Origin of the sequence: Paenibacillus vortex V453, from assembly GCF_000193415.1 — a bacterium.
Classification (GTDB): Bacteria; Bacillota; Bacilli; order Paenibacillales; family Paenibacillaceae; genus Paenibacillus_AQ; species Paenibacillus_AQ glucanolyticus.
The window spans coordinates 19,581-42,761 of the sequence record NZ_ADHJ01000020.1 but is presented as its reverse complement, the minus strand read 5'-3'; the positions used below and the strand labels follow the sequence as shown (position 1 = coordinate 42,761).

Here is a 23,181-nt window from a genome sequence, read left to right as displayed (position 1 = left end):
GCCTGCGACGTGAAAATTATACCACACTACCTAGAGTGATGCAAAAGAGAAGGGGTGTTTTCCCCCATCCAATCGTTTACATTTGGCTCGTTAACGGGAACGCCCTCCATTTGCTGAACCGGCGAAATATAGGGCCTGCTGGGCTCATAATGCAGCAAAAGCTGGGCAATGACCAAAGCGACTACAAGCCCGATCAGCAGCTTAAACAGCGCTTTTCCGTAACGGTCATGAAGGGCTTGTCCATTCTCATGGAGCGCAGCATTAAGTTCTGTTTCTTCATTCAACGGGTCTTGATGAGGCTTTGCTTCTGTCATGGCAAACGGTCCCTCCGGTACAAATTTCGGATAGTGTACCACCGTTATACCATTTTTATGCATCATCGATTGCGAAAATCGAACTGTCTTTCGAAACAATACCGGATCAGCTTTTGACGTTCCATATCTACGATATGATTGAATTTCAGCATAACGATGCTTCGATTCGTGGGCAGCTGCTTAACCCGCACCACCTCGCCTTCAAAAGGGACGTGCTCCACCGCACCATTCTTGTACGGTATCAGAACCCAGCAAGTCAGCAAGCTTCCTTCCGAAATGGATTGGCCCGGTTTTAGATGAAAGGATACCCCGCCGCCGCCGACATCATCGGTTTTGGTTAAGAACTGTGTGCCGTCTTTAGCAATAACAGCAACTTCGAGCTCCGCCTGCACCCTCAGGAAACTTCTTCTCTGAACCTTCGTTATCTGATCGGGATCCGGCTTCTTAATTCGAACCAGCCGTATAATGTCTTCGTGATGGCTCAAGACGTAGGAATTAAAGTAGTTCTTCACGCCGCCTTCACTTAGGAAATACGCTGACAGCTCGTCCCCAATGAAGAGCTTCTTCAGCCTCCCGGTGCCTTCCTGCAGCGGAACCTCCATATACATGGATTCATCATCCATGTCGGAAATGCGGGATTTATATACAATCTTGGCTTCCTTTTCATCCCCCGTATCCAACTGGATATAGAGGACATCATTGATCTTTGGATACAATGCGCTCACCCACTAATTCATGATAATCAATATTTACCATTATATCATGCGAACCCTGGGTCCATGGGATAAAATCTTCGATTGAAAATGTAAACATGTCTCCCCTTCGCAAACAACGGTTTGTCTGAGGCACTATTCAAGCGCTGATTCCACTGCATCTGCACATTAAAAAAACCGGTCAAGGAGTCTCCTTAACCGGTTCATACCACCATGTTTAGCGCCGTTATTTAATGCCTGCCTGTGCATCCTTCACGACTTCAACCGTTTCCTCAAGGCCGGTATCCGAATTAATATAGATCCGGTATTGCGAGCCGTTGATACGTCCGCCAAACTCGTAGCACAGCACATCCTCCGAACGGTCATTCTTAATTAATGCTTTGCGGTGATAAAGCACCTTGAATTCAGGGTTCAGCACTTTCTCCGCTTCTGCAAGACTCATCTTCGGCTGTGGAATTTGCCGCTTCATCTGGTGCTCATATACAAAGTCGCTGGCCTGAAAACCAATGACATCCCCGTTGTCCATCGCCGAACGAACGGTGATTTTCTCCGGATAGATCAGGACGCCGTCCTCTTCACGGACAAAAGAGAAGTTGGCGAGGTTGTCGTATTGGTCAGCTGAAACCACGGTCATGTCGGAGTAACCCTTTTTCGTCAGGAATTGCTGAGCTTTGTCGATGGCATCCTGGACCGATACTTTCTTCGCACCGACCTTGCGCTCATCCGTATAGGAGATCAATTGCCCTCCTTTTTCGGTAAAATCCAGGCTGAGCATATGACCGTTCGGGTGTTTTACCTTAGCTGTATAAGATACCCATTCCGTGCCGCTGCCGTTCTTCGTGACTTGGACCTTGGCCTGGTTGCCAGCATCCGAGACCTTCAGCGCTTTCCGCTTCACATCCTCTTCCGAAATCGGCATGCCTGCCAACTGTTTGACAGAGCGTCTGTCATAAATGCTGCTGACCGACGGACCCCAGTCCAGCTCAGGGTAAGACTCGACTTTTTTGTCTACCGTTTTGAAACCATCGATAATGGAGTTGTCTCCTACCTTGTTCGTGGCAAGTGCTGTTTCTACATCCATCCAGCGCAAGCTGTTGGTGATGACTTTGTTCTGCACATGCTGCAAATCCTTCGTAATTTCGCCGGAGTTGGCATATAGGGATTTCAGCGTTTTAACCTCATTGTCACTTAGCGGTTCCTTGGTGAAATCTCGGACACCTGTTTTATAGGCAAAATTCGATATCCGGGATAAGAATTCTTCGGTCTTGTTGAATGGCAGCAGCGTAAGCGGCAGCTGGCTGATCTCATTCTGTGCCTCGCTGGTCAGACGCCATACATTCATCAAGCCCTTCCGGTGCATCCCCTGGGAAGTAGAACTGACCGCAAGTGTGTTGCCGAGCTCGGCATGGATCCTGTCCATATTGTAGGACAAGTCGTGGAATGCCCGTTGGTATTGGTTCTCGGCGTTAATCAATATTGCGTTTTTCTCTTTATTCTCTTGATATCCCCATACCAGAGCCCCGATCAATAAAATTGTGGCCACAGGAAACAGAATAGCACTTAATCGTTTGTACATGATGCGATAGTCTCCTTTCTTCTACTCACTGAGGTTAGTTTGACTAGAAGGAAGAAGTCTTATGCATATCTGTATAATTACTTCATCATTTAGAAATCTTCCTCAATATCGAAGTGATCCCGGTTGTTGCACAGGCACTGCTTAAACCCGGTTTCGATCCGGCCATCTTCCTTCTTCCCGCGCAGAATAAAGCGCTCACCACAATCTTTGCAAAGGATTTTCACTTTTATACGCAAAAAAAGACACCTCCCACTCTATATTTCCTTGGCTGACAGCCAAGGCCTATAGAATGAAGTGTGCCCTTATTTATTACGTGTTAACCTCTTCCTCCCGTTTTATGAAACGAAAAGGAGAACGGTTGTTAGCCCTTGAGATTTTACCCATGCCGCCATACCATAACAGCACCATCAGCGGCACGATGAACCATATCCATGAATGGGCCAGCAGATTCAGAATCAGGTCGTACAGACCGTGCCACATCCAAGGCAGGAGGAGGGACAAAGCTAGGAAAAATCTTCTCCGCTTTCCTTCCGTGAATCTCGCATGCCCCATGTAGTAACCCATGATGACACCGAACATAGCGTGCCCCGAAACGGGTAGCAGTGCCCGCAAGAACATGGGACCAAAAGCAGCCTGACTGTACCACGCGTAAAGCAAGTTCTCTACAGTAGCGAAACCCAGCGATATAGCCGCTGCATAAAGGATACCATCATAAGGCTCGTCAAATTCCTTGTGTTTGAAAATAATATGGTACATCATAAACCATTTCAGAAACTCCTCAACGCCCGCTGAAACGAACAGTGAGTTGACTACCGGATGATCGCCAAGCCATAGTATCATTCCCCGCTGCAAAATCATAATCGGGAAAACGATCAGAACCCCAAGCATAAACACCTTGATCACCATATGCAGGGGTTCTTGATCATACCTATCTTTCAGGTAAAAATACGTGAGCAATGCGAGTCCCGGCGCCAAAGCTGACGCAATTACCGAGAACACCAGCACTAAAAAATTCCCCTTCCGTTAGTTGCGGGCCTGAAGTCCGGCACGCACGCCCACATTGATTAACGCTGACGCTGGAAGTGTGTACAGATTACCTCAACTGCTTGCTGAGGCATCACTTTCTTCCCGTATTCCTCCAGCACAGCTTCCGTTACTGAGGAGGATTCGCCGAATTCAGCCAGCATGGCAATGACCGCCGGCAGCTTCTCGCTGTTCAGTTCCTCAGGATCGAAATACAAAAACCATTTATCCATATAGTGATAGAGCTTACCTGCTCCGTCTACAAGTTCCTTCAACATATGCGATGCTTCAATGAGCACTTCAAAATCTTGAAAAACATAGACGATGGTATCACTTTGATCCAGCGTTACTTCCATTTCATAAATCTCGTCCGGCATATCTTCTTCGGACAAGCTGCTAAAATGGTGATCGTATTTCCCTCTCGTCACAATAACCACCATGCCCTGGGCAGGCAGTGCAAACACCTCAACGGCAAGAGGTCCGGTGGCATCAAACCCGAGTTCACTGTAGGCCTGATCCATCATCTCCGTAAACAGGTCATAAACTTTCGGTATTTCCTGCCACATCTCTTCCTTCTGGATCCCACGCTCACTCAGATCGTCAAACGTGAGGAAAATCCGTATCTTATCTTGACTCAAACGCTCTATTTTCATGACAGGATCCTCCTTACGTAAACAAAAGTTTATAACAAATTATGATGTCTGGATTATGACGTGATAAAAATGGTTTTATATAATTGATTTTATCATTTAATACCCACAAATGCACGTAAATATGTAGCTGAAGAAAAAAGAATCATTCACAGGGATGTGAAGTCCACTCCCCGAGAATGATTCAAAAAGGTGCGTGTCGTTTACAAACCCGGTATGACGGTGTGAGTCTCTTTGAGAATCTGTTCGACTTCGTTCTTCACGTCTGGATTGTTGCGGATAAAGTCCTTTACTTGCTTCAGGTTGGCAGCTTTCGAATGGGTCGATGTCTGTCCACCAGAAGTTCTGTCGGAATGAGTGGAGCCGTTACGGCCTGAACTGGGAGACACGCTTTCATGGCTTGAGCCGTAGTTATGGCTTTTTGTGCCTTGAATTTTACTCATCGCGGTATCCGCAAAGCGGCCCAGGTTCACATCTTTCATCATGGAAGAGAAACCCATGTTTTTACGGGAAATCATCCGGCATGCAACGGCACCGATAATGACACCATATAGAAATGACGAAGTCTTCACAAATGATACCTCCTTCTATGTTAAACTCGAGATTATTGTTCTCGCACCGCCAGGAACTCATGCTACATAAATACAGGAAAGTGAGATGGAATCATGGTTAGAACACGAACAGTCCTTCTGCTGGCCTGCTGTCTTATGCTCAGTGCGTGCGGCAACAACGGCGCTGCTCAGAAGCAAGACGCGGCTGCGGAAGGCGGTAATGTGCCGACAACACAGCAAAATGAAACCGGGCAGGTGCCCCCTCCAAGCGGGAGTACGGACGCTGTAAACGAAACGGACAAGCCTGATCCGGAATTGAGTGCGAATGGATCTCAAGAACCGCCGACGGATGAACCGGATAAAAAGCCGGATGCAGTGGCTTCCGCCAAACCGCAGTATCACATGAATAAAGTGTACCGGATTGTACCCAATGACGATTCCGTGCCAGACAAGGTGGTGCTGCTCACGTTTGACGACGGCCCCAAGGATAAGGACATGATCAACCAATTAATTGACACACTCGACAAACATGAAGCCAAGGCCATCTTCTTCGTTAACGGATATCGAGTGAAAGAAAATCCCGAATTGCTGAAACTTATCCACGACCGCGGTCAAGTGATTGGGAATCATTCCTGGGATCATATCGATCTGAAAAAAGAGAGCAAACAGAACGTAGAGGAACAAATTGGGAATGTGCAGAAAATCGTAAAGGAAACGATTGGTACGGAACCGAAGTTCTTCCGACCTCCTTTCGGCTCTGGCGGGGATACCGTCAAGGCCATTGCCAAGGATCATGATTTGTTATTCATGACTTGGTCCAACGGCTCGCTGGATTGGGAAAGCAAAAACAAAAACAAACCCGATGCTGTGGTTAACAATGTACTGGAGCAGCTTCATCCCGGCAGCAACATCTTGATGCATGAGCTTCCCTGGACCGTCGAAGCACTTGACAGCCTGCTCACCAAGCTCGAGTCTAAAGGTTATGGATTTGTGGATCCTGGATTGATCGAACCGAAAATAAGATAACCCTCAATACAAAAAAGCCTTAATTCCGCCGTCATCACTTTGACGAGTTGGAATTAAGGTTTTTTGCGCAATGTAATGACATGATATTCGGCCGGACACTTCAAGCGCAGCGGGATGTGCGAGGTGCCAAATCCGCGGCTGATCAACATTCGGGAAGTGTGAAGGCTGTCGCCAACTTTTCTCGGCAGTGAATACCAACCTGATTTAAACTTCTTATAGAAGCGCTCCAGCCGTACGGCACCGGCAAAAGGAAGCACGATCTGTCCCCCATGCGTATGTCCTGCCAGCAGGAGATCACCGTTCGTTTCCTCCCTGTCCTTCACCCAGATCGGATCATGGACAAGGATGATGTGGTATGAATCTTCTTTTGGATTGCCGCGAAATTGCGTATACGGATGCTTTTTGCTTGCTGGCTGCCGAATTCCGCTCAGCGTTATACTCTCTTCATTCTTCTTCAGTGTAATTGTCTTATCACTCAACAAGGCGACCCCTGTCTCGCGCAGAACCTGACGAACCGCATCCTTGCCTGCATATAGATCATGATTACCCAGGACCGCATATACGGGGGCTATACGGAGCAGGACCGACATGTTATGCCTCATCCGCTGAAAGGATACCCCTTTTTCCGTAATATCTCCTCCAAGAAAAACGCAATCCACTGGCAAGAGATTGGAGGTCAGCTTCTGTTCTGACAAAACTCTGCGATGTATATCGGTTATGAACAATATTCGATACCCGTCAAAAGACTGAGGAATACGGTCGGATACAACTTCCTCTTCACGTATGCGATATCCTCCGGCTTCGGACCTCATCCAGCCGATTGTGCCTGCACCAACAGCCGCAGCACCGGCTAACCACATCAACACACTCATAATAACTCCTTTAATAATTCGCTTAATGGAGGCGCGCCGATCAGTCCCCACCACAACAGTCCTACCATTAATAATATGAATATGACAATCAATGAGTTCACAAACCATTTGCTCATTCTGACACGATAGGAGGAATACGTATTCGTTCGTTTAGGCGCCGATACCTCTTCCCCGGATTGACCTGAGCGTGACCTTGTCGATCTGGACCGGCTCAGTCCTTCAGTCGGACTGTCGTCCTGAAGTTTCTGCTCCACCGGTTCTTTATGTACCGATGATTTAGAGCGATTTAATGTATCTTCTGCACGTTGTGACTTTGATGCAGTTCCTTGTTCCGAAGCAGCGGGTGTCTTGTTCTTCCGGCCTTTATTGCGGCTCCGATGTCGTTCCATTCTGCTAAGCTCGTTCATTTTCCTCTTTCCTCCGAAATCGAATCAGCATCCCTGAGATGAAATCAATCAGAAAATGGCACAGTATAGGCGCCCACAGAGTACCTGTATGAATATAGACGTACCCCAGGCCATAACTGCTCAAGAAAACCCATCCTGTAGGAAGCCAATGCTTTAGATATCTGACATGTATAAGCGCGAACAAAATGCTGGTCCAGTAGGGTCCAAATGCATGCTGTACCGCTCCACGAAACAGAAGTTCCTCACATACAGATACAATCAGGGCAATCACCAAAATATGCCATACCGGCCTGTTCCGAAACAACATTTCATTGATTCCGCCGTCATCCATACTATCTTCAGATACAAAACGGGACAATACAAAATCCACAATCAGCATAGCTGCAGCAAGACCAAGGCCCCAATATACAAACTCGACTTCTTTCGGAATGACAAACAGCTCAAACGGATTCCTCTTTTGAAACAAGATCCAGATCAAACCCACAATTAGGGTTAAGGCTTGGGTAAGATACAGATTGATAAGCAGCAGTCGGTCATTCAGTTGATGGGCTTCGATTCTTTTTACGCGTATTTTAAATTTTTTCATAGAAGATGGGCCTGTCTTTCATCTTGATATTTTAGGATAATCTTCGTGTACAACCTCAGTGATATAAGATTGATTCCATCATAGGCGGGCATAAGCATCATAGCAAATTACCGGCATGGTATTCAAGGCTATCCCCTGTTTCTTCGCTCTAAGGACGGAATAAACACCTATTGACACAATGTTAGAGCCATGATACATTATGAAAAAATTAATCTGTGAAAACCGATGATGGAAAAAAGAAGCTGCAACGTCCTCAGAGAGCCGATGGTTGGTGGAAATCGGTGGCGGTAAAGTATTCTTGAGCGTTCCTGAGATATTTCGCTGAACATTGAAGTAGGCGTAAATCGGATGATATCCGTTACCAATCATGGTCTGAACAGACCGCTTGAGGCTGCAGCAAGACAGCAGCGAATAAGGGTGGCACCACGAATAACTCTCGTCCCTTACTACGGAAGTAGTATGCGGATTGAGAGTTTTTTATGTTCCTGATTCTTTGTCACGACACCGCGTCAAACCTGTATAGAATTCTTCTGGCTTTACTAGGCAATCTTTGAACGTGTATAACGGAATGCGCGCCAAGCGTAATCCTTATTCAATATTTCAGTACCGCATTTATAGAGAATCTTAAGGAGGAAGAGAAACCATGTTTAAAGTATTGGTATCGGATCCGATCAGTGATTTGGGGATTCAGCAGTTGATGGATGCTGCCGATGTGCAGGTAGACAAAAAAACCGGGCTCAGTGAAGATGAGCTCACTGCCATTATCGGAGAATACGACGGACTCCTCGTACGGAGTCAGACACGTGTAACAGAACGCATTATGAATGCAGGAACAAACCTCAAGGTGGTTGGCCGGGCTGGTGTCGGTGTGGACAATATTGACCTGGAAGCTGCTACGAAGCGCGGTATCGTTGTCATTAACGCTCCGGATGGCAATACGATTACAACGGCCGAGCATACCTTTGCTATGATGATTGCCCTTGCCCGCCATATCCCGCAAGCCTATGCAAAAACTATAGGCGGATCCTGGGATCGCAAATCCTTCCTCGGCGTCGAGCTGCGCAATAAAACGCTTGGCGTTATGGGAATGGGACGAATCGGCAGCGAGGTTGCCAAACGCGCCAAGGCATTCGGCATGAACATACTTGCCTTTGATCCGTTCTTAACGGAGGAGCGTGCAGACAAACTCGGCGTGAGTCTCTCCTCGGTGGATAACATTATCCGCAATGCGGATTTCATTACGGTCCATACTCCGCTTACTCCTGAGACCCGCCACATGATCGCAAGACCGCAGTTTGAAGTGATGAAACGCGGCATGCGTATCGTGAACTGTGCACGCGGCGGTATTATCGACGAGCGCGCACTGGTCGAAGCCATTGATGAAGGCATTGTAGCTGGAGCTGCTTTTGACGTATTCGAGCATGAACCGCCGGAAAGCGACCATCCGTTCCTGACCCATCCAAAGGTGATCGTGACTCCGCATTTGGGTGCATCTACGATTGAGGCTCAAGAGAACGTAGCCATCGATGTATCGGAGCAGGTGCTGCATATTTTGCGCAATGAGCCGTTTAAGAATGCCGTCAACTTCCCGCTTGTAGCAGCAAGCGTCATGAACAAACTCCAGCCATACTTCTCCCTCGGTGAGAAACTCGGCAGTGTGGCCGCGCAAATTACCGCGCACGCTGTGAAGGAGATTCATGTCGACTATGCGGGCGAGCTGGCTGAAGTGGATACCCAAGCGTTGACACGCTACATCGTAAAAGGCGTGCTTGAGCGTCATCTCGGAAACGAAGTGAACATTGTAAACTCCATGCACCTGGCCAAAAGCCGTGATCTGCATGTCGTTGTATCTCAAACACCAAAAACGAAAGACTTTACCAATCTGGTTACCGTTACGCTTAAAACCCAAAACGGTCTGGAGCGGATTGTAGCCGGTACACTCCTTCTCGGTTATGGGGAACGGATTGTCCGCCTTGACAAATTCCCGGTCGATATCTCGCCGGAAGGTCATCTGATTCTGATCTCGCATAACGATAAACCGGGCATTATCGGTCGTGTCGGGACGCTGCTCGGCGAGAACGATGTCAACATCGCCTCCATGCAGGTGGGCCGTAAAGTCATCGGCGGCGAGGCTATCATGCTTCTGACCGTAGATAAGGACGTGCCTAAAGATGTTCTGATCAAACTCACAGGGCTGGCAGAACTGAACACCGCGCAACAAATTGCACTGGGCTAAACAACTGATTCAGATAAACGCGGGTTAGTCGATGTTCCACGTAGAACAAGATTAACCCCTTTATTTCAACAAAAAAACACGCTCCATGTGAGCGTGTTTTTTCTTTTGTGCGGGCATTCCCTATGATTCTACCGCTTTTATGGGAATGATCATCGTAAATATGGTGCCTTTGCCAACCTCACTCGTTGCGTTAATCGTTCCGTGATGCGCAGTCACGATGTTTTTCACAATGGCGAGACCAATACCGGTACCCACCGTTTCACCTCTTACACGCGCTTTGTCCGCCTTATAGAACCGTTCGAAAACAAAGGGCAGATCTTCGGGTGGAATGCCGACACCCTGGTCGCAGATTTTCACCTGAAGTGCTTCATCGTCCAAAAGGGTGATCCGGTCTGCGGTGATCTGGATTTGTTTGCCTGAAGGGGTGTGACGGAAAGCATTATCCAGCAGATTCGTAAGCACCTGCTCCAGCTTATCTTCGTCTGCTGCTTCAAGCATCAGATTCGGATGAAGTTTATTCAACTGAAGATCAATTTCCCGCTCCTTGGCACGCACGGCGAATTTCCGGTATACCCGCTCGCACAATTCACCGGCATCCATTTTCCTCAGTGACAACTCCGCGTGTCCCGCTTCCATGCGTGTCAAATCAAGCAGATCCTTCACCAAGCGTCCCATCCGTAGAGATTCCTCATGGATGACCTGGATAAGCTCCCTGCTCTCTTCCGGCGAAGCCGCCATGCCGTCAAGCAATGCTTCGCTGTAACCCTGCATCATCGACAGCGGTGTCCGGATTTCATGTGACACATTCGCAATGAAATCCGTACGCATCTTCTCCAGGGTCACCTGCTCGGTAATATCCCTGAGCACGACAACAGCGCCCCGGATCATATCGTCCGCGTACAGCGGGGCCATATGGGCCGACCATATCCCCTGCTTGACATGCAGGTCTGCACTCTGGTCCCTGCCTTCGTTCACGGTGCTGTAATAGAGCTCGCTCAGCGGCTTCGGCATTACATCAGCGGCCCAGCCGCCCCCTTGCAGCTCATCATCCCACTGCAGTCCCTTCCAGGTCTTCATGATTTCCTGTCCGGGCGGGTTCACCAGTATAACTTGACCATGATGGTCAAAGGTAATGACCGCGTCACTCATACTTCTCAGCACGCTGGACAGATGCTCCTTCTCATGGTTCAAATTACGAATATTTGTCTCCAGTTCGGCTGCCATATGGTTAAACGTATTGGCCAATTCACCGATCTCATCACTGGTTACCAGATTCAATCGTGTTCCGTATTTCCCTTTCCGAATATCATTGGCAGCCTCAATCAATTGCTGCATGGGCTGCGTGATCTTGGTTAACAGAAACAGTCCAAAAAAGGTGGTCATCGAGAATCCGATGATCGCCACATAAGTAAATAAACGTTTGATGGCATCCGAATTCGCAAACGTGGTGTCGATATACGGCAGCAAAAATAATCCGAGCGTCAGCAGTACGCACGCAACCAAACAGGTTATCGTAATCCACAGCTTGCCGACAAGTGATCTCCAGAAACTCACGTTACTTCGGTACCTCCAGCTTGTAGCCTACTCCCCATACGGTTGTAATCATCGCTGCGGAATCGGAGGATACCTTATTCAACTTCTCGCGCAATCGCTTCACATGGGTATCCACTGTGCGAAGATCACCGAAGAACTCATAATTCCATACATCCTTAAGCAGTTCTTCACGAGAAAACACTTTATCTGGCGAGGATGCCAAATAGTGAAGAAGTTCGTATTCTTTCGGCGTCAGGCTGATTTCGTGTCCTCCTGCCGTCACGCGGTGAGCGTCGTGCTCTATGACGAGATGCGGGAATACGATGCTGTTGCTTGGATTCGTTTCCTTGCTCAGGTAGGCAGTCGCTGAAGACCGGCGTAAAATAGCTTTTACACGATAGATAACCTCGCGCGGACTGAACGGCTTCACGACATAATCGTCGGCCCCCACTTCAAAGCCCTGTACGCGATTGATCTCCTCGCCCTTGGCAGTCAGCATCAGGATCGGCGTAGACTTCACCTGACGAAGACGCGTGCACACCTCGACGCCATCCATGCCGGGCAGCATGACATCCAGAATAACAAGTCCATAATCTTCTGAGCTGGCTTTGCGAAGCGCGGTCTCCCCATCCTCCGCCTCTTCGATTTCATAACCTTCCTTCTCCAGATACATCTTCAACAATCGACGAATCCGTTCTTCATCATCTACAACAAGGATACGATTTCCGTGCTCTGACATTGGCAGCAGCTCCTTCATGTTTATAGGGAAAATCAGAAGTGGCCCTCTTGAATAGGAAAGGGCCCTTCTGATTGTTAATTCATTGCTATTAAGTTAACCATTAATCGGTTCCGGCATAAGAGTGCAGGCCCGCAATAATCAAGTTAACGCCCACCAGCGTGAACATGACAACGATAAAGCCAATAACGGACAGCCAGGAGGAATGTTTGCCCTGCCAGCCCCGTGACAGCCGCAGATGGAGATATACGCTGTAGAAGAGCCAGGTGATAAGCGCCCATACTTCCTTTGGATCCCAGCCCCAGAATCGGCCCCAGGCAATTTCCGCCCAGATCATGGCGAATATGAGTCCGCCGAGCGTAAATACCGGGAAACCAATCGCAATGGCGCGATAACTGATCTCATCCAGATCATCCGGATCCAGTCTGCCGAGCGCAGGCTGGATGAACTTCGCCAGCGGCTTGCGCAGAATGAGACGGAGCAGACCGTACAGGATCAAACCGCTGAGCAGCGACCATATTACTGTATTCAGCTTCCGTCCTGCATTCACCCCGTGCATCCATGACGGAGCTTCCATGAGCGGAGATTTCATGCCCAGGAAGGATTGCATACTCTCCGTCTCACTCTTATACGGTGCAACAAGTGGAGGCATGTTATATTCCACTTTTACTATTGTACTATTTTCTGTCTTCGGGTCAACCAATGTCTGATTAAACTCGGCCTGATATCCGCCCGCACGGAAGCTGTATACCGACAAAATAAATCCGATCAGTACCACGATGGCAAACATACAGAGCTCAAGCCAGCGCTGTTCCCTGCGCGAGCCCTTGTCAGTTCCGCTAAAGTTAACGGTACGAAGCAGGTGCATCAATCCGGCTATAAAACCGACGGCAAAAAACGCATCACCCAGCGCCGCCAATGTCACGTGAATCCCCAGCCAGTAGGATTGAAGCGAAGGAATGAGCGGCTGTACCTGCTGCGGAAATACGGCTGCATAAGCCATGATCAGTATAGCCAGCGGCAATGCAAACAATCCGAGCAGCGATTTTTTGTAGATAAAATAAAGGACAAGAAAAGCAATCATGATGGCCATCGACAAGAAGGACATAAACTCATACATGTTGCTGACAGGCACATGCCCCGAGCCTGCCCATCTTGTAAAGAAGTACAGCAAGTGGCCGATTAAACCGATCGTTGCTGTAACAAATGCAATCTTGCCCCACTTAGCCAAATGAGCTTCCGGATCCCGTTTACGGAACCGGCGTCCCATAACGGCAAGTGCATACATGATGAATGCCGCGCAGTATAAGGTAAAGGCTACAATAAAGGCGTCGCCGCTAAACTCAATTAGATTCATCCTTACTCCCCCTGTTATTCTCCAATGACTTTTCATCGACTTCGATATTCATTTGCTTGAGGATCGCGGAGATTTCCTTGCGAAGCCCAAACCAGTTTTTGTTCGTATGTGCGCCGAGAGTCAGTGTTTCGTTATCAATACGCAGCCAGATCCGGCGATGGGTGAAATAAAAGCCCATAATCAATCCAATCATGCCGATAAAACAACCCACCCATATGAATGGCATCGCTTTATCCACACGAATATTCAAATACGTCGTAGATTCCGAAAAGTCCACATCATCCATGCTGAGCACGTCCAGCGATACGAGCGACTCCCCACCCGCCAGCTGTGCATTGATTGCTTCCTGATTGAACCGTTCCTTATCGAGCTGCTTGGGAAAGTAGAAGTATTGAATGCCTTCCTTCGGCAGATCAGGCCCCTTAATCAGAAATAAGAATGCAGGCGCATTCGGGTTGGGTGACAGGTTGACCGGATTACCGTTATCGCCAAGTCCAAAATCAGTAAAGGATTGTGTAAGCGTTAACGTATATTCCCCTGCCTGATACTCCCTCTGGGGATCATTGATCGACAATGTAATCTTGCCAAATTCTTTACCGCTCTTACTATCAACCAGCACCGGCGAAACCGTACGAAGAATCGGGGTCAGGTCATAATCGAATTGGTAAGCTTTAAACCCTTTGTAATTGAGCGGATGATTAACCTCAATGTTATGGCGTGTCAATTCCACGAGTTGAGGCTCTTTATCCAGTCCATCGCAATTGGCCTCACACATATACAGAACAGCCTGGGTTTGGAATTCTTTTGGCAGCACTTTGTTCTTGCCTTTGAATTCTTCAGGCATATCCTCTTCCGTGTAGAATTCAACCTTAAATCCATTATTCAACAAATAATAACTGGTGTTCTTGATGTGCACAGGTTCCCCCTCGGGAAATGCCATGTGCTCGTCCATGTGCAGTCCGGGCAAATTCCGTCCGAGAACTGCAAGCAGGAATATAATGAGACCGATATGAAGCACATAAGGACCCCAGCGACTGAACCGCTGCTTCTCTGCCAGAAGCGTCCCGCCGTCCGTGCGAACCCGGTAGCCCTTCTTCTTGATTATCGGCTTCACCCGTTCGACCCACTCTGCTCCATCCTCCCCGACCTGCCCTTGATAGACAACTTTCTGACGGGTAAGAAATGACATATGCTTCGGGATACGCTGTCTGCTGAGTGCCTTGTAGAGTGGCAGCACACGATCAAGACTGCAGATGACAAGCGATGCGCCGATCATGACGAGCAGCAGCACGAACCACCATGATGTGTATGTATGTGACAGCCCGAGCAAGTAGTATATATGCCCCAGCTGCCCGTACTCCTCTTTGTAATAAACCGAGGGGTCAATATTGAGGAATGTGCTCTCTTGCGGAAAAATGGTCCCCAAAGAGGAGCCAATCAGGGTCAGCAAGATCAAATAAATGGCTACCTTTACCGAAGAAAAGAAATTCCATACCCGATCAATAATACCGGGATTTGCTTTTTGTGATCGACGGGCCACCCCGTCATAACGCATTTCCAGAACCGGCTGGGCCTCTGCTTCTTCGGTCAACGGCTTGCCGCATGCCTCGCAAAGGACCGTCCCCGTCGGATTCTGGTGTCCGCAATCACACTTTGTGTTTTGGATCAAAGGCTTGGAACCTTGACTCATTTCGCATTCACCAACTGTTCAATTTGTTTGTCAAGGGTGTTCAAATCCAGTTCGCCTATACGAATATGGTCTATCTTGCCGGAGGCGGAAACAAAGAAGGTTGTTGGCATGGGTCCGACGCCAAAGCTGGCAACTGCATCCCGCTTAGGGTCCATCAAGATGGGGAACTGAACTCCCGTCTGAGCCACAAAATTCTCAACGGTCATCTTGTTCTCTCCCACATTTATGCCAATGATCTCAACGCCCTGACTGCTCCATTTCTCCCACTGAGCTTGAAGAGCCGGCATTTCCCGCACGCATGGCGGACAGTAGGTGCCCCAGAAATTAATAACCCTGGCTTTACCTTCATATTCACTCATGGTATGTACTTTGCCATCCATGCCTAGAAGTTCAAAATCCGCTGCCTTCTGTCCCACTTTGGGAACCTCGTCAGAGCCGAATACAACCGTTGACAACGGCGTACACTCCGACCAGGATGATGGCAAGCAGAATAACAATCTGTACGCTTTTCTTCGATTTGCCCATAAAGCAGCAGCTTCCTTTCTATGACATTCATCATATCGTATACTACGGGTGTGAACATCCTATGAACAATTATAACGAAATTTGTCATAAACGCCGCTCGCCATTTTGAATATTATGTGTCGGGTTTAACGTTTTTTCTTCGGATTCCCGCCTGGCTTCGCGGCTTTGGCCATCTGCATGAGCTGGTTGATTTCATCCGCTGTTAGATGGCGGTACAAGCCACGTTTTAAATTTTGTAGGAGCAGATCCCCGTAAGAGATTCGTTTCAAGCGCAATACCGGATGGGAAATGGCCTCAAACATCCTTCTCACTTGACGGTTACGGCCTTCGTGAATGGTGATGGATATAACGGATTGCTTATTATCAGGATCAACATCCTTGTATTCCACTTCGGCTGGCGATGTCATGCCGTCCTCCAGCATAATCCCCTGGCGCAGCTTGTCCAGCTCAGTGCCATGAGGCACCCCTTTCACAGTAGCCAAATAGGTTTTTGGCACATGATATTTGGGGTGGCTGAGCAGATTGGCAAATTCGCCGTCATTGGTCAGCAGCAGAAGTCCTTCTGTATCGTAATCCAATCGTCCAATCGGATAGACGCGCTCTTTTATGCCCTTCAGATAATCCGATACAATTTTTCGACCTTCGGGATCAGAAGCACTCGTAATGACTCCCTTCGGTTTATTCAGCATGACATATACCTTTTTCTCATGCTTGATCGGTTTGCCAGAAACCGTGATCATATCCTGGGCTGGATCGGCCTTCGTGCCGAGTTCGGTAACGGTCTCTCCGTTCACCTGCACCTTGCCTTCAAGAATCAATTCCTCGCACTTGCGGCGGGAAGCGACTCCGGCCTGTGCCATAATTTTCTGTAATCTCTCCATGTTCGTTAGGTCACCTCATCCCTAATGATAACCATCGACAGGATAAATCACAAGCGCGTTCCATGGAAAATGTGCTCCAGGGCAGGAGTCGGAGTGTGGAAATAAGTATAGCGGAGAAATATCATGAAGCCTGGATAGCTCCAAAATGATTTTGCTGGCGGTAAAAAGCTGGGTTTTCTGATCCAAATTCATGGACTCGTAACCGAGATTGAAGTCTCCTTCCAGGCAGATGTGTATGTGACCCCGCCGCATCAGCACAGACGAGGAAGAAACCGACCCATCCGGGTGGATCTTGAAATCCCAATTCGGCGGCTCCTGCTCGCATACGGTATGATGAATAACAAAACCCTCGAATTCCACTTGCGCCACCCCCACTACAATTCGTAATTGCAGCAGTATATGACACCGTGAAACCAAGGGTATAGGCATACGTCCTGTTACATCGAAAAACGTCCCGTCTTGTTGCATACCTTATCATACCATCGCACACTCCATAGGATATAGGGCTAACCAAAAACCAGCAAACAAACGGCGATTGCGGCAATAAACCCAACCAAATCGGAGAACAGCCCCACCTTCAGCGCATAACGTCCGTTGCGAATACCAACTGCGCCAAAATAAACGGTCAGCACATACAAGGTTGTATCCGTGCTCCCCTGTATAGTCGAAGCGATCCGGCCAATCATGGAATCCGGGCCGTATGCCCTGATCAGTTCCGTGGTGTAGGCAAGTGAACCGGTGCCTGTCAGGGGACGGAGTATGCCTAGCGGCAGTATCTCGCTTGGCACTCCCAATGAATGAAGAAAAGGGCCCGTCCAGCCCACAAAAAACTCCAGCGCGCCGGAAGATCGGAAAACACTGATTGCCACCATCATGCCGACCAAATGCGGAATGATCCCAATCGCCGTGGAGAAACCGTCTTTGGCTCCATCCACAAACGATTCATATACGGGAACTTTGCGTGTATAAGCGTACAGAGGAATGAAGGCGATAATGACGGGAATGGACCATGCGGATACGAGGTTAATCCAAGACAGCAAAGTTCATCACCCCTTTACGTCCGGGCCCAGGCTTGTACCGATTCCCGGCGCCTTCTGGCGACGAATCGTGCGTCTGCGGTACCACCTGTCAGCCATAATTGCTGCCGCAGTAGCAACGGCTGTAGCCAATAACGTGGTGCCTACAATCTCTGAAGGATTGGCCGATTCATAATTCAGCCTGATCGCGATCAGCGTGGTGGGAATTAGCGTAATGCTGGCTGTATTTAATGCAAGCAGCGTACACATTGCTGGAGAAGCCGTCTCCTTGTCCGGATTCAGCTTCTGAAGCTCCTGCATCGCTTTAATTCCCATCGGCGTTGCCGCATTGCCCAGACCGAACAAATTAGCGCTCATATTTGACAGTATATAACCCATCGCGGGATGATTCTTGGGCACATCCGGGAACAGAAAGCGAACAACTGGCCCCAGCAGCTTGGCAACCTTTTTCAGCAGGCCCGAATCTTCTGCCAGCCGCATCATGCCAAGCCAGAACACCAGTATGCTGATCAGACCGAAGGAGACTGTCACCCCTGTTTGAGCTCCGTCAAATGCGGCTTTTGTGACGCTGTCAATGTTCCCGTTAATAGCCGCAAAACCAAACCCGACCAGTATCATCCCCATCCAAATCAAATTAATCATCTCTTCGCCCCCAGTTCGATGCCTCGCTGCATGAGAGTGTAAACAACTCTTCAGCGAAGACTAGTTATGATTGGCCCTGAACAGATGCCTGATCACTTCTCCGGCCGACTGCCATAATGACAACGAACCCAGCGGTCCGGATGTGCTTCTGGACTTCTGCATGACGTCCGGGGTTTCAGGAAGCCTGCTTCCTTCTTCGTAAACAGGAACTTTACCGATGCTGACGTTATCCAGCAGCAGTTCAATATGGCCGCGAAGTCCGAACGAAACATCCGGCGCAGTCGCTTTATGCAGAACGAGTCTCTTCACCAGGCGACTCTCCTCATCATGCGCAAACGCATAGGTGAAGGAACTTCCCGTGACAAGGGTGTATCCCTGGATTTTCTGCCCCTTTTCGGTAACCTTCTTTAGAGGAAAATGGGCAAATCCGTAATCCAGCATGTTGGAATGATCGTTCCAGTCATTACCATCGTTCAGCGTTACCGCTGCAATCTGCTGGCCATTCCGGGTGGCGGAGCTCACCAGGCAGCGGAATGCTTTTTTGGTGTAGCCAGTTTTAACACCATCGGCCCCTTCATAGAAACGAAGCATTTTGTTCTTATTGTCCCACTTGTAGTCCCATGACTCGTTTGGATTAGGCGCTTTTTTGGTTGGTGTTTTGACAATTTCGCTAAAAACAGGGTTCTTGAGTGCGTAAGCCGTCAGTTTGGCCATATCATTAGCCGAAGAGTAATGCTCGTCATGATCCAGTCCATGCGGGTTCATGAAATGCGAGTTCGTCATGCCAAGCTGGGCTGCCTTTTCGTTCATCAGCATCACAAAGCCTTCCTCTGTACCGCCGACATGCTCGGCAATGGCTGTAGCGGCATCGTTACCCGAACGAAGCATGAGGCCGAACAGTAAATTCTCAAGGGTCATCTCCTCGCCTAGCTTCAAAAAGATAGAGGAGCCTTCCTTGGCAAAAGCATTTTTGGAGATCTTGACACGGTCGTCCAGCTTGCCATGCTCAATCGCCACAATGGCTGTCATAATCTTTGTCAGGCTGGCGATTCTTAAGCGCTCATCTCCGTTCTTGCTGTAAAGCATCCTCCCGGAAGTCACATCGATCAGCGCTGCGGCCTGAGCATGGTTCGCTGGCCCTTTCTCATGATCTGCATACACCACGGGCGCAATCGTAACCAGCAAGCAGCATACAGCGATTAACATGGATAACAAGGACTTGCCTTTTTTCCATTTCATTTTCATCATCTTATCCTCCGGTGTTCAGAAATCTTGTACAAGTATATGTCGCCTTCGCTTAAGGTATGTCCAATTCATCAGAGAAACGTCTATCGACGGATTTATACAGTTGCCATGGGGCTTTATTTAGAGGAGGTTTTCCTGCACGCATCATCTTAACGGCAAAAATCCCTTCCGTTAGGAACGGAAGGGATATGCTTGCTCCAATCAGTACGCAGGCGGTGGTGTTGTGCCAGTGCTGTTGCCTGTTTGAAACATCGACTGAATTTGCTCAAGCAAATACGGGGTTGAATCAATGATCCGTTCGAACAGATGGGTCTGGTTATCCAGCGGCACGATGTGCACGCCTTCTTTTCCTACGACTAGAAAAGCAATCGGTCTGATGGATACGCCACCGCCGCTGCCTCCGCCAAAAGGATGGGAAATATGGTCGCTATGCGTCCCGTCTGTGGAATGATGGTGTGTGCCACCGGCTTCAACATTGTAGTCGCTGCCGCCAGCTGCAAAACCAAAGGCCACTTTACTGATGGGCAAGATTACGCTGCCGTCAGGTGTATTAACGGGGTCGCCAACGATCGTATTTACGTCCACCATTCCCTTGATGTTCTCCATTGCCGTTTGCATCAAGCCTTGAATAGGGTGTTCTGCCATGATCTAACTCCTCCTTTCACCTTTAACACGCGAACTATAAGTACCAGTCCAGCATACATAGCTTTTCCGCAGGAGATTTTCGCTATACAGTATAGTTCAGTGGAAATTTGCGGCGGGCCATTAAATATCGGCACTACATCGATTTGAGGCATGTCCTTCATGTTTAAACGGTGGGACATCCATCCAAGAAGCGTATGCTTCACCCCATGCAGCATCCCGGTTGCAACGGCCGTATCTGCCGCATGTTCCAAGGCAATCCGCGTCGACCATCGGACATCCATGAGATGAACCGCCGCCATCGTCTGCTTAACCCATTTTTTAAGACCTTTCGTCGATAATAATGCCCGCACATAATCCCTGTATCGAATGGTTCTGCTTGAAGAAATCTTCTCCTTGTTAGAACCTAACGGGATCCCCTGTTCTCCGGGAACGGTCTCCTTCTTATATTCAATGCCACCGTTGGCCAGATGAAAGGGGACTTCATATTTGCGCGTAATCAAACCGAAAATCATCTTAAGTTCCGCTAACGCTTTATATTCATCTTTTCTTAGAACCACATCCAGCTTAATCGTTATCTTGGAACTCAGCACAACGATCAGCAATACGATGAGGAGGACAACCAGACCGACCGCCAGAAAAATCCAAACCCTCACAAAGTAACCCCCAAAACGAACTTAGTAAAATGTAATCCGCTTGGCTTAGTATGGCAAAATCTCCTCAAAATGATGCGAAAACTATCCCAGGTTCCCGATTTCATGTACTTTCAATACAAAAAAAATCCCGGACGGTGAATTCACCACGCCCAGGATCAGCTCTTACTTAAGGCTTATAATATTGAATAATGGCTAGCTTTCCTCCACATCATCAAATGTAAGCTGACGACCATCAAGCTTATCAAACAGCAGCTGCGTTTCCTCTTCCAGATTATCGGTATCCTCAAACTGCGACGGCTCCGGCAAATCCTTGATATTGGCAAGTCCGAAATATTCGAGGAACGATTTGGTTGTACCATACAGAATGGGTCTGCCAATCGCCTCCGCTCGCCCGACTTCCTCGATCAAACCTTTACTGACAAGGGTGTGAATTGCCCGCTCGGACTTAACGCCGCGAATATCTTCAATCTCTACGCGCGTAATCGGCTGCCGATAGGCAACGATGGAGAGTGTTTCCAGCGCTGCTTGAGACAGTGAAGACCGTGAAGGCGAATAGGCCAGGCGTTCAAAATACGGCGCATGCTCAGACAATGTAGCCATTTTGTAGCTTCCCGCGATTTGAACAATCTGAATTCCGCGCTCCTGACGCTCCCACTCCTCCTTCATATCCTCAAGCGCTTCGCCAACCAGGCCATCCGACTGCTCGGTGATCTCAGCAATTTGCCTTACCGACAAGCCCTCTTCCCCCGATAGGAACAGAAGCCCCTCAATAATCGATTTCAGCTTCGGATAATCCATCAACACGTTCTTCCCCTCTCCACTCCATGACAATATCTTCAAACAACTTCTCTTGATAGCACAATATCTGTTTCATTTTCATCAATTCCAAAATGGCCAGGAAAGTCACTACGATTTCATGCCGTTCCATCTCTTCGTGAAGCAGCTTGGAGAACAGCACACGTCCTCCCGGTCCCACTTGCTCCAGGGCATCCATGACTTGACGAATCCGATCCTTTACCGATATTTCATCCCGCTGAATACGGGCATACGATGTACGTTTGACTGCTTTGTTTAACGCTTTTTGAAAAGCACTGATCAAATCTGAAATGTGCAGCCCCAGCACCGGGTTCTCTTCCACCTCAGGCATAAAAGGAGTGAGGTCTTCCGCTTCCTTGGAGTAGATCAGACTCCGCTCCCATTCCTTCTCATGAAGATGGCGGGCAATGCCTTTGTATTTGCGATATTCGATCAGCTTCTGTATAAGCTCCGCTCTCGGATCCATGTCGTCCTCATCATAAAAATCGAACTCGTCCATTTCGATAACCGGGGGCTTCGGAAGCAGCAGCTTGCTCTTTATAGACAGCAGCGTTGCAGCCATTACCAGAAATTCGCTTGTAATTTCGAGCTCCAGCTCCTGCATATTGTGCAAATAGGCCATGTATTGTTCGGTAATCTCGCTGACGGGGATATCCTGGATGTCGATTTCCGCTTTATCAATCAAATGCAGCAGCAGATCGAGCGGTCCTTCAAACGTTTCCAGCTTGTATAATACGGTCACGGTGAATCCTCCCGCCAAAAAATAAAATGCAGTGCTCTGAAAAAGAGCACTACATTAAATAAGCACTATTTTAGGCTTTTCGTCAAGTTTGCCATTTCGATGGCCGCCATGGCTGAATCCCAGCCTTTGTTACCGGCTTTCGTTCCCGCACGCTCCACGGCTTGTTCGATATTCTCGGTTGTTACCACACCGAAAATGGTAGGTACGCCGGTCTTCAGGTTAATGGCCGATACGCCCTTAGCCACTTCGTTGCACACATAATCATAATGGGTAGTGGAGCCGCGGATGACGGTTCCCAGGGTGATAATGGCATCATATTTGCCGCTTTCTGCCATCTTCTGGGCAATGAGCGGGATTTCAAACGCTCCCGGCACCCAGGCCACATCGACTTCATTCTCCTGGGCTCCGTGACGCTTCAATGCGTCGAGTGCGCCGCTCAGCAGCTTGCTGGTAATAAATTCATTGAAACGACCCACGACAATACCGTATTTCAGACCTTCGGATACTAATTTACCTTCAAATATTGTTGCCATAATGGGATGACTTCCTTTCGGATTGGAGTTTATATAAGGTCTCACTGGTGTTTACAATTGCTCCTTGAAGCCCGCTGCGCTGACGGCTGCTGCTTCCGATCGCTGTTAACTCCTGATTTCAGGATTTATTTTCCAAGGTGGAAATCAGGAGTTAAAGGCGACCGCTAACGCTTCTCCAGCAGCATTCCGTCC

Annotated in this window: 27 protein-coding genes and 1 other annotated feature; of the genes, 2 read left to right on the top strand and 25 right to left on the bottom strand. The window is 48.5% G+C overall.

Features of this window, described 5'->3' with window-relative positions:
- Positions 1 to 26 precede the first annotated feature (26 nt).
- The 7 genes from PVOR_RS12015 to PVOR_RS11990 all read right to left on the bottom strand — a co-directional run bounded on the left by PVOR_RS12015 (position 27) and on the right by PVOR_RS11990 (position 4,848).
- Entirely contained in the window at positions 27 to 314 is a 288-nt protein-coding gene (locus PVOR_RS12015) for a DUF5359 family protein (protein WP_006209449.1), read from the bottom strand.
- Between the two features lie 62 nt (positions 315 to 376).
- The gene (locus PVOR_RS12010) at positions 377 to 1,030 is read right to left on the bottom strand and encodes a flagellar brake protein (protein WP_006209448.1); all 654 of its coding nucleotides are present in this window, start codon (positions 1,028 to 1,030) and stop codon (positions 377 to 379) included.
- Positions 1,031 to 1,253: 223 nt separating this feature from the next.
- Positions 1,254 to 2,603 (bottom strand): germination protein YpeB, encoded by a 1,350-nt coding sequence (ypeB, locus tag PVOR_RS12005; protein ID WP_006209447.1) that lies wholly within the window; start codon positions 2,601 to 2,603, stop codon positions 1,254 to 1,256.
- 89 nt (positions 2,604 to 2,692) lie between these two features.
- Complete coding sequence (locus tag PVOR_RS31010; protein WP_006209446.1) at positions 2,693 to 2,839, bottom strand: hypothetical protein; 147 nt, start codon at positions 2,837 to 2,839, stop codon at positions 2,693 to 2,695.
- Positions 2,840 to 2,912: 73 nt separating this feature from the next.
- Complete coding sequence (gene prsW, locus PVOR_RS12000) at positions 2,913 to 3,608, bottom strand: glutamic-type intramembrane protease PrsW (protein ID WP_006209445.1); 696 nt, start codon at positions 3,606 to 3,608, stop codon at positions 2,913 to 2,915.
- Positions 3,609 to 3,667: 59 nt separating this feature from the next.
- On the bottom strand, positions 3,668 to 4,279 hold the full coding sequence (locus tag PVOR_RS11995; RefSeq protein WP_006209444.1) for a genetic competence negative regulator: 612 nt from the start codon (positions 4,277 to 4,279) through the stop codon (positions 3,668 to 3,670).
- A 200-nt stretch (positions 4,280 to 4,479) separates the two neighbouring features.
- Positions 4,480 to 4,848: a hypothetical protein gene (locus tag PVOR_RS11990; protein WP_006209443.1), complete on the bottom strand. Its 369-nt coding sequence runs from the start codon at positions 4,846 to 4,848 to the stop codon at positions 4,480 to 4,482.
- 93 nt (positions 4,849 to 4,941) lie between these two features.
- Here PVOR_RS11990 and PVOR_RS11985 point away from each other — a divergent pair, with 93 nt between their 5' ends.
- Positions 4,942 to 5,853 (top strand): polysaccharide deacetylase family protein, encoded by a 912-nt coding sequence (locus PVOR_RS11985; RefSeq protein ID WP_006209442.1) that lies wholly within the window; start codon positions 4,942 to 4,944, stop codon positions 5,851 to 5,853.
- Between the two features lie 53 nt (positions 5,854 to 5,906).
- Here PVOR_RS11985 and PVOR_RS11980 read toward each other — a convergent pair whose 3' ends face one another.
- The 3 genes from PVOR_RS11980 to PVOR_RS11970 are packed head-to-tail and all read right to left on the bottom strand — an operon-like array spanning position 5,907 to position 7,718.
- Positions 5,907 to 6,725, bottom strand: coding sequence for a metallophosphoesterase (locus PVOR_RS11980; RefSeq protein ID WP_006209441.1), 819 nt, complete (start codon positions 6,723 to 6,725; stop codon positions 5,907 to 5,909).
- Positions 6,722 to 7,132 (bottom strand): hypothetical protein, encoded by a 411-nt coding sequence (locus tag PVOR_RS11975; RefSeq protein WP_006209440.1) that lies wholly within the window; start codon positions 7,130 to 7,132, stop codon positions 6,722 to 6,724. The genes PVOR_RS11980 and PVOR_RS11975 overlap by 4 nt, the downstream gene beginning before the upstream one ends.
- Complete coding sequence (locus PVOR_RS11970; protein WP_006209439.1) at positions 7,119 to 7,718, bottom strand: CPBP family intramembrane glutamic endopeptidase; 600 nt, start codon at positions 7,716 to 7,718, stop codon at positions 7,119 to 7,121. The genes PVOR_RS11975 and PVOR_RS11970 overlap by 14 nt, the downstream gene beginning before the upstream one ends.
- Positions 7,719 to 7,934: 216 nt before the next feature.
- Positions 7,935 to 8,165: a binding site (T-box leader), on the top strand.
- A 196-nt stretch (positions 8,166 to 8,361) separates the two neighbouring features.
- Between PVOR_RS11970 and serA the strand changes: the two genes are divergently transcribed.
- A complete protein-coding gene (serA, locus tag PVOR_RS11965; RefSeq protein ID WP_006209438.1) occupies positions 8,362 to 9,954 on the top strand; it encodes a phosphoglycerate dehydrogenase in 1,593 nt (530 codons plus the stop codon).
- 120 nt (positions 9,955 to 10,074) lie between these two features.
- Here serA and PVOR_RS11960 read toward each other — a convergent pair whose 3' ends face one another.
- From PVOR_RS11960 to ribH, 15 genes are all read right to left on the bottom strand, one after another.
- Positions 10,075 to 11,508 (bottom strand): ATP-binding protein, encoded by a 1,434-nt coding sequence (locus tag PVOR_RS11960; protein WP_006209437.1) that lies wholly within the window; start codon positions 11,506 to 11,508, stop codon positions 10,075 to 10,077.
- 1 nt (position 11,509) lies between these two features.
- Positions 11,510 to 12,226: a response regulator transcription factor gene (locus PVOR_RS11955; RefSeq protein WP_006209436.1), complete on the bottom strand. Its 717-nt coding sequence runs from the start codon at positions 12,224 to 12,226 to the stop codon at positions 11,510 to 11,512.
- Between the two features lie 100 nt (positions 12,227 to 12,326).
- A complete protein-coding gene (gene ccsA / locus PVOR_RS11950; protein WP_006209435.1) occupies positions 12,327 to 13,580 on the bottom strand; it encodes a cytochrome c biogenesis protein CcsA in 1,254 nt (417 codons plus the stop codon).
- Complete coding sequence (gene resB, locus PVOR_RS11945) at positions 13,567 to 15,270, bottom strand: cytochrome c biogenesis protein ResB (RefSeq protein WP_006209434.1); 1,704 nt, start codon at positions 15,268 to 15,270, stop codon at positions 13,567 to 13,569. The genes ccsA and resB overlap by 14 nt, the downstream gene beginning before the upstream one ends.
- Positions 15,267 to 15,725: a redoxin domain-containing protein gene (locus PVOR_RS11940; RefSeq protein ID WP_419144507.1), complete on the bottom strand. Its 459-nt coding sequence runs from the start codon at positions 15,723 to 15,725 to the stop codon at positions 15,267 to 15,269. Before PVOR_RS11940 ends, resB begins: the two co-directional genes overlap by 4 nt.
- A 195-nt stretch (positions 15,726 to 15,920) precedes the next feature.
- A complete protein-coding gene (locus tag PVOR_RS11935) occupies positions 15,921 to 16,676 on the bottom strand; it encodes a pseudouridine synthase (protein ID WP_006209431.1) in 756 nt (251 codons plus the stop codon).
- A 21-nt stretch (positions 16,677 to 16,697) separates the two neighbouring features.
- Positions 16,698 to 17,036 (bottom strand): hypothetical protein, encoded by a 339-nt coding sequence (locus PVOR_RS11930; RefSeq protein WP_006209430.1) that lies wholly within the window; start codon positions 17,034 to 17,036, stop codon positions 16,698 to 16,700.
- Between the two features lie 146 nt (positions 17,037 to 17,182).
- Entirely contained in the window at positions 17,183 to 17,716 is a 534-nt protein-coding gene (locus PVOR_RS11925) for a spore maturation protein (RefSeq protein ID WP_006209429.1), read from the bottom strand.
- Between the two features lie 6 nt (positions 17,717 to 17,722).
- Positions 17,723 to 18,355 carry a nucleoside recognition domain-containing protein gene (locus PVOR_RS11920; RefSeq protein ID WP_006209428.1) on the bottom strand — a complete coding sequence of 211 codons (633 nt, stop codon included), beginning with the start codon at positions 18,353 to 18,355 and terminating at the stop codon, positions 17,723 to 17,725.
- 60 nt (positions 18,356 to 18,415) lie between these two features.
- Positions 18,416 to 19,603 carry a D-alanyl-D-alanine carboxypeptidase family protein gene (locus tag PVOR_RS11915; protein ID WP_036636808.1) on the bottom strand — a complete coding sequence of 396 codons (1,188 nt, stop codon included), beginning with the start codon at positions 19,601 to 19,603 and terminating at the stop codon, positions 18,416 to 18,418.
- A gap of 198 nt (positions 19,604 to 19,801) precedes the next feature.
- A complete protein-coding gene (ytfJ, locus tag PVOR_RS11910; protein WP_006209426.1) occupies positions 19,802 to 20,245 on the bottom strand; it encodes a GerW family sporulation protein in 444 nt (147 codons plus the stop codon).
- Positions 20,218 to 20,898, bottom strand: coding sequence for a DUF2953 domain-containing protein (locus PVOR_RS11905; RefSeq protein WP_006209425.1), 681 nt, complete (start codon positions 20,896 to 20,898; stop codon positions 20,218 to 20,220). The genes ytfJ and PVOR_RS11905 overlap by 28 nt, the downstream gene beginning before the upstream one ends.
- Before the next feature lie 192 nt (positions 20,899 to 21,090).
- Positions 21,091 to 21,696, bottom strand: a complete 606-nt coding sequence (gene scpB, locus PVOR_RS11900; protein WP_006209424.1) for an SMC-Scp complex subunit ScpB — start codon at positions 21,694 to 21,696, stop codon at positions 21,091 to 21,093.
- A complete protein-coding gene (locus PVOR_RS11895) occupies positions 21,665 to 22,456 on the bottom strand; it encodes a segregation and condensation protein A (protein WP_006209423.1) in 792 nt (263 codons plus the stop codon). Before PVOR_RS11895 ends, scpB begins: the two co-directional genes overlap by 32 nt.
- A gap of 65 nt (positions 22,457 to 22,521) precedes the next feature.
- On the bottom strand, positions 22,522 to 22,989 hold the full coding sequence (gene ribH / locus PVOR_RS11890) for a 6,7-dimethyl-8-ribityllumazine synthase (RefSeq protein ID WP_006209422.1): 468 nt from the start codon (positions 22,987 to 22,989) through the stop codon (positions 22,522 to 22,524).
- Positions 22,990 to 23,181 lie beyond the last annotated feature (192 nt).

Bases quoted from the DNA above. Each gene is read 5' to 3' on its own strand.
- PVOR_RS12015 (WP_006209449.1), bottom strand. From the start codon at position 314: ATGACAGAAGCAAAGCCTCATCAAGACCCGTTGAATGAAGAAACAGAA.
- ypeB (WP_006209447.1), bottom strand. From the start codon at position 2,603: ATGTACAAACGATTAAGTGCTATTCTGTTTCCTGTGGCCACAATTTTA.
- PVOR_RS11995 (WP_006209444.1), bottom strand. From the start codon at position 4,279: ATGAAAATAGAGCGTTTGAGTCAAGATAAGATACGGATTTTCCTCACG.
- PVOR_RS11985 (WP_006209442.1), top strand. From the start codon at position 4,942: ATGGTTAGAACACGAACAGTCCTTCTGCTGGCCTGCTGTCTTATGCTC.
- PVOR_RS11980 (WP_006209441.1), bottom strand. From the start codon at position 6,725: ATGAGTGTGTTGATGTGGTTAGCCGGTGCTGCGGCTGTTGGTGCAGGC.
- PVOR_RS11975 (WP_006209440.1), bottom strand. From the start codon at position 7,132: ATGAACGAGCTTAGCAGAATGGAACGACATCGGAGCCGCAATAAAGGC.
- PVOR_RS11970 (WP_006209439.1), bottom strand. From the start codon at position 7,718: ATGAAAAAATTTAAAATACGCGTAAAAAGAATCGAAGCCCATCAACTG.
- serA (WP_006209438.1), top strand. From the start codon at position 8,362: ATGTTTAAAGTATTGGTATCGGATCCGATCAGTGATTTGGGGATTCAG.
- PVOR_RS11955 (WP_006209436.1), bottom strand. From the start codon at position 12,226: ATGTCAGAGCACGGAAATCGTATCCTTGTTGTAGATGATGAAGAACGG.
- ccsA (WP_006209435.1), bottom strand. From the start codon at position 13,580: ATGAATCTAATTGAGTTTAGCGGCGACGCCTTTATTGTAGCCTTTACC.
- resB (WP_006209434.1), bottom strand. From the start codon at position 15,270: ATGAGTCAAGGTTCCAAGCCTTTGATCCAAAACACAAAGTGTGATTGC.
- PVOR_RS11935 (WP_006209431.1), bottom strand. From the start codon at position 16,676: ATGGAGAGATTACAGAAAATTATGGCACAGGCCGGAGTCGCTTCCCGC.
- PVOR_RS11920 (WP_006209428.1), bottom strand. From the start codon at position 18,355: ATGATTAATTTGATTTGGATGGGGATGATACTGGTCGGGTTTGGTTTT.
- PVOR_RS11915 (WP_036636808.1), bottom strand. From the start codon at position 19,603: ATGATGAAAATGAAATGGAAAAAAGGCAAGTCCTTGTTATCCATGTTA.
- ytfJ (WP_006209426.1), bottom strand. From the start codon at position 20,245: ATGGCAGAACACCCTATTCAAGGCTTGATGCAAACGGCAATGGAGAAC.
- scpB (WP_006209424.1), bottom strand. From the start codon at position 21,696: ATGGATTATCCGAAGCTGAAATCGATTATTGAGGGGCTTCTGTTCCTA.
- ribH (WP_006209422.1), bottom strand. From the start codon at position 22,989: ATGGCAACAATATTTGAAGGTAAATTAGTATCCGAAGGTCTGAAATAC.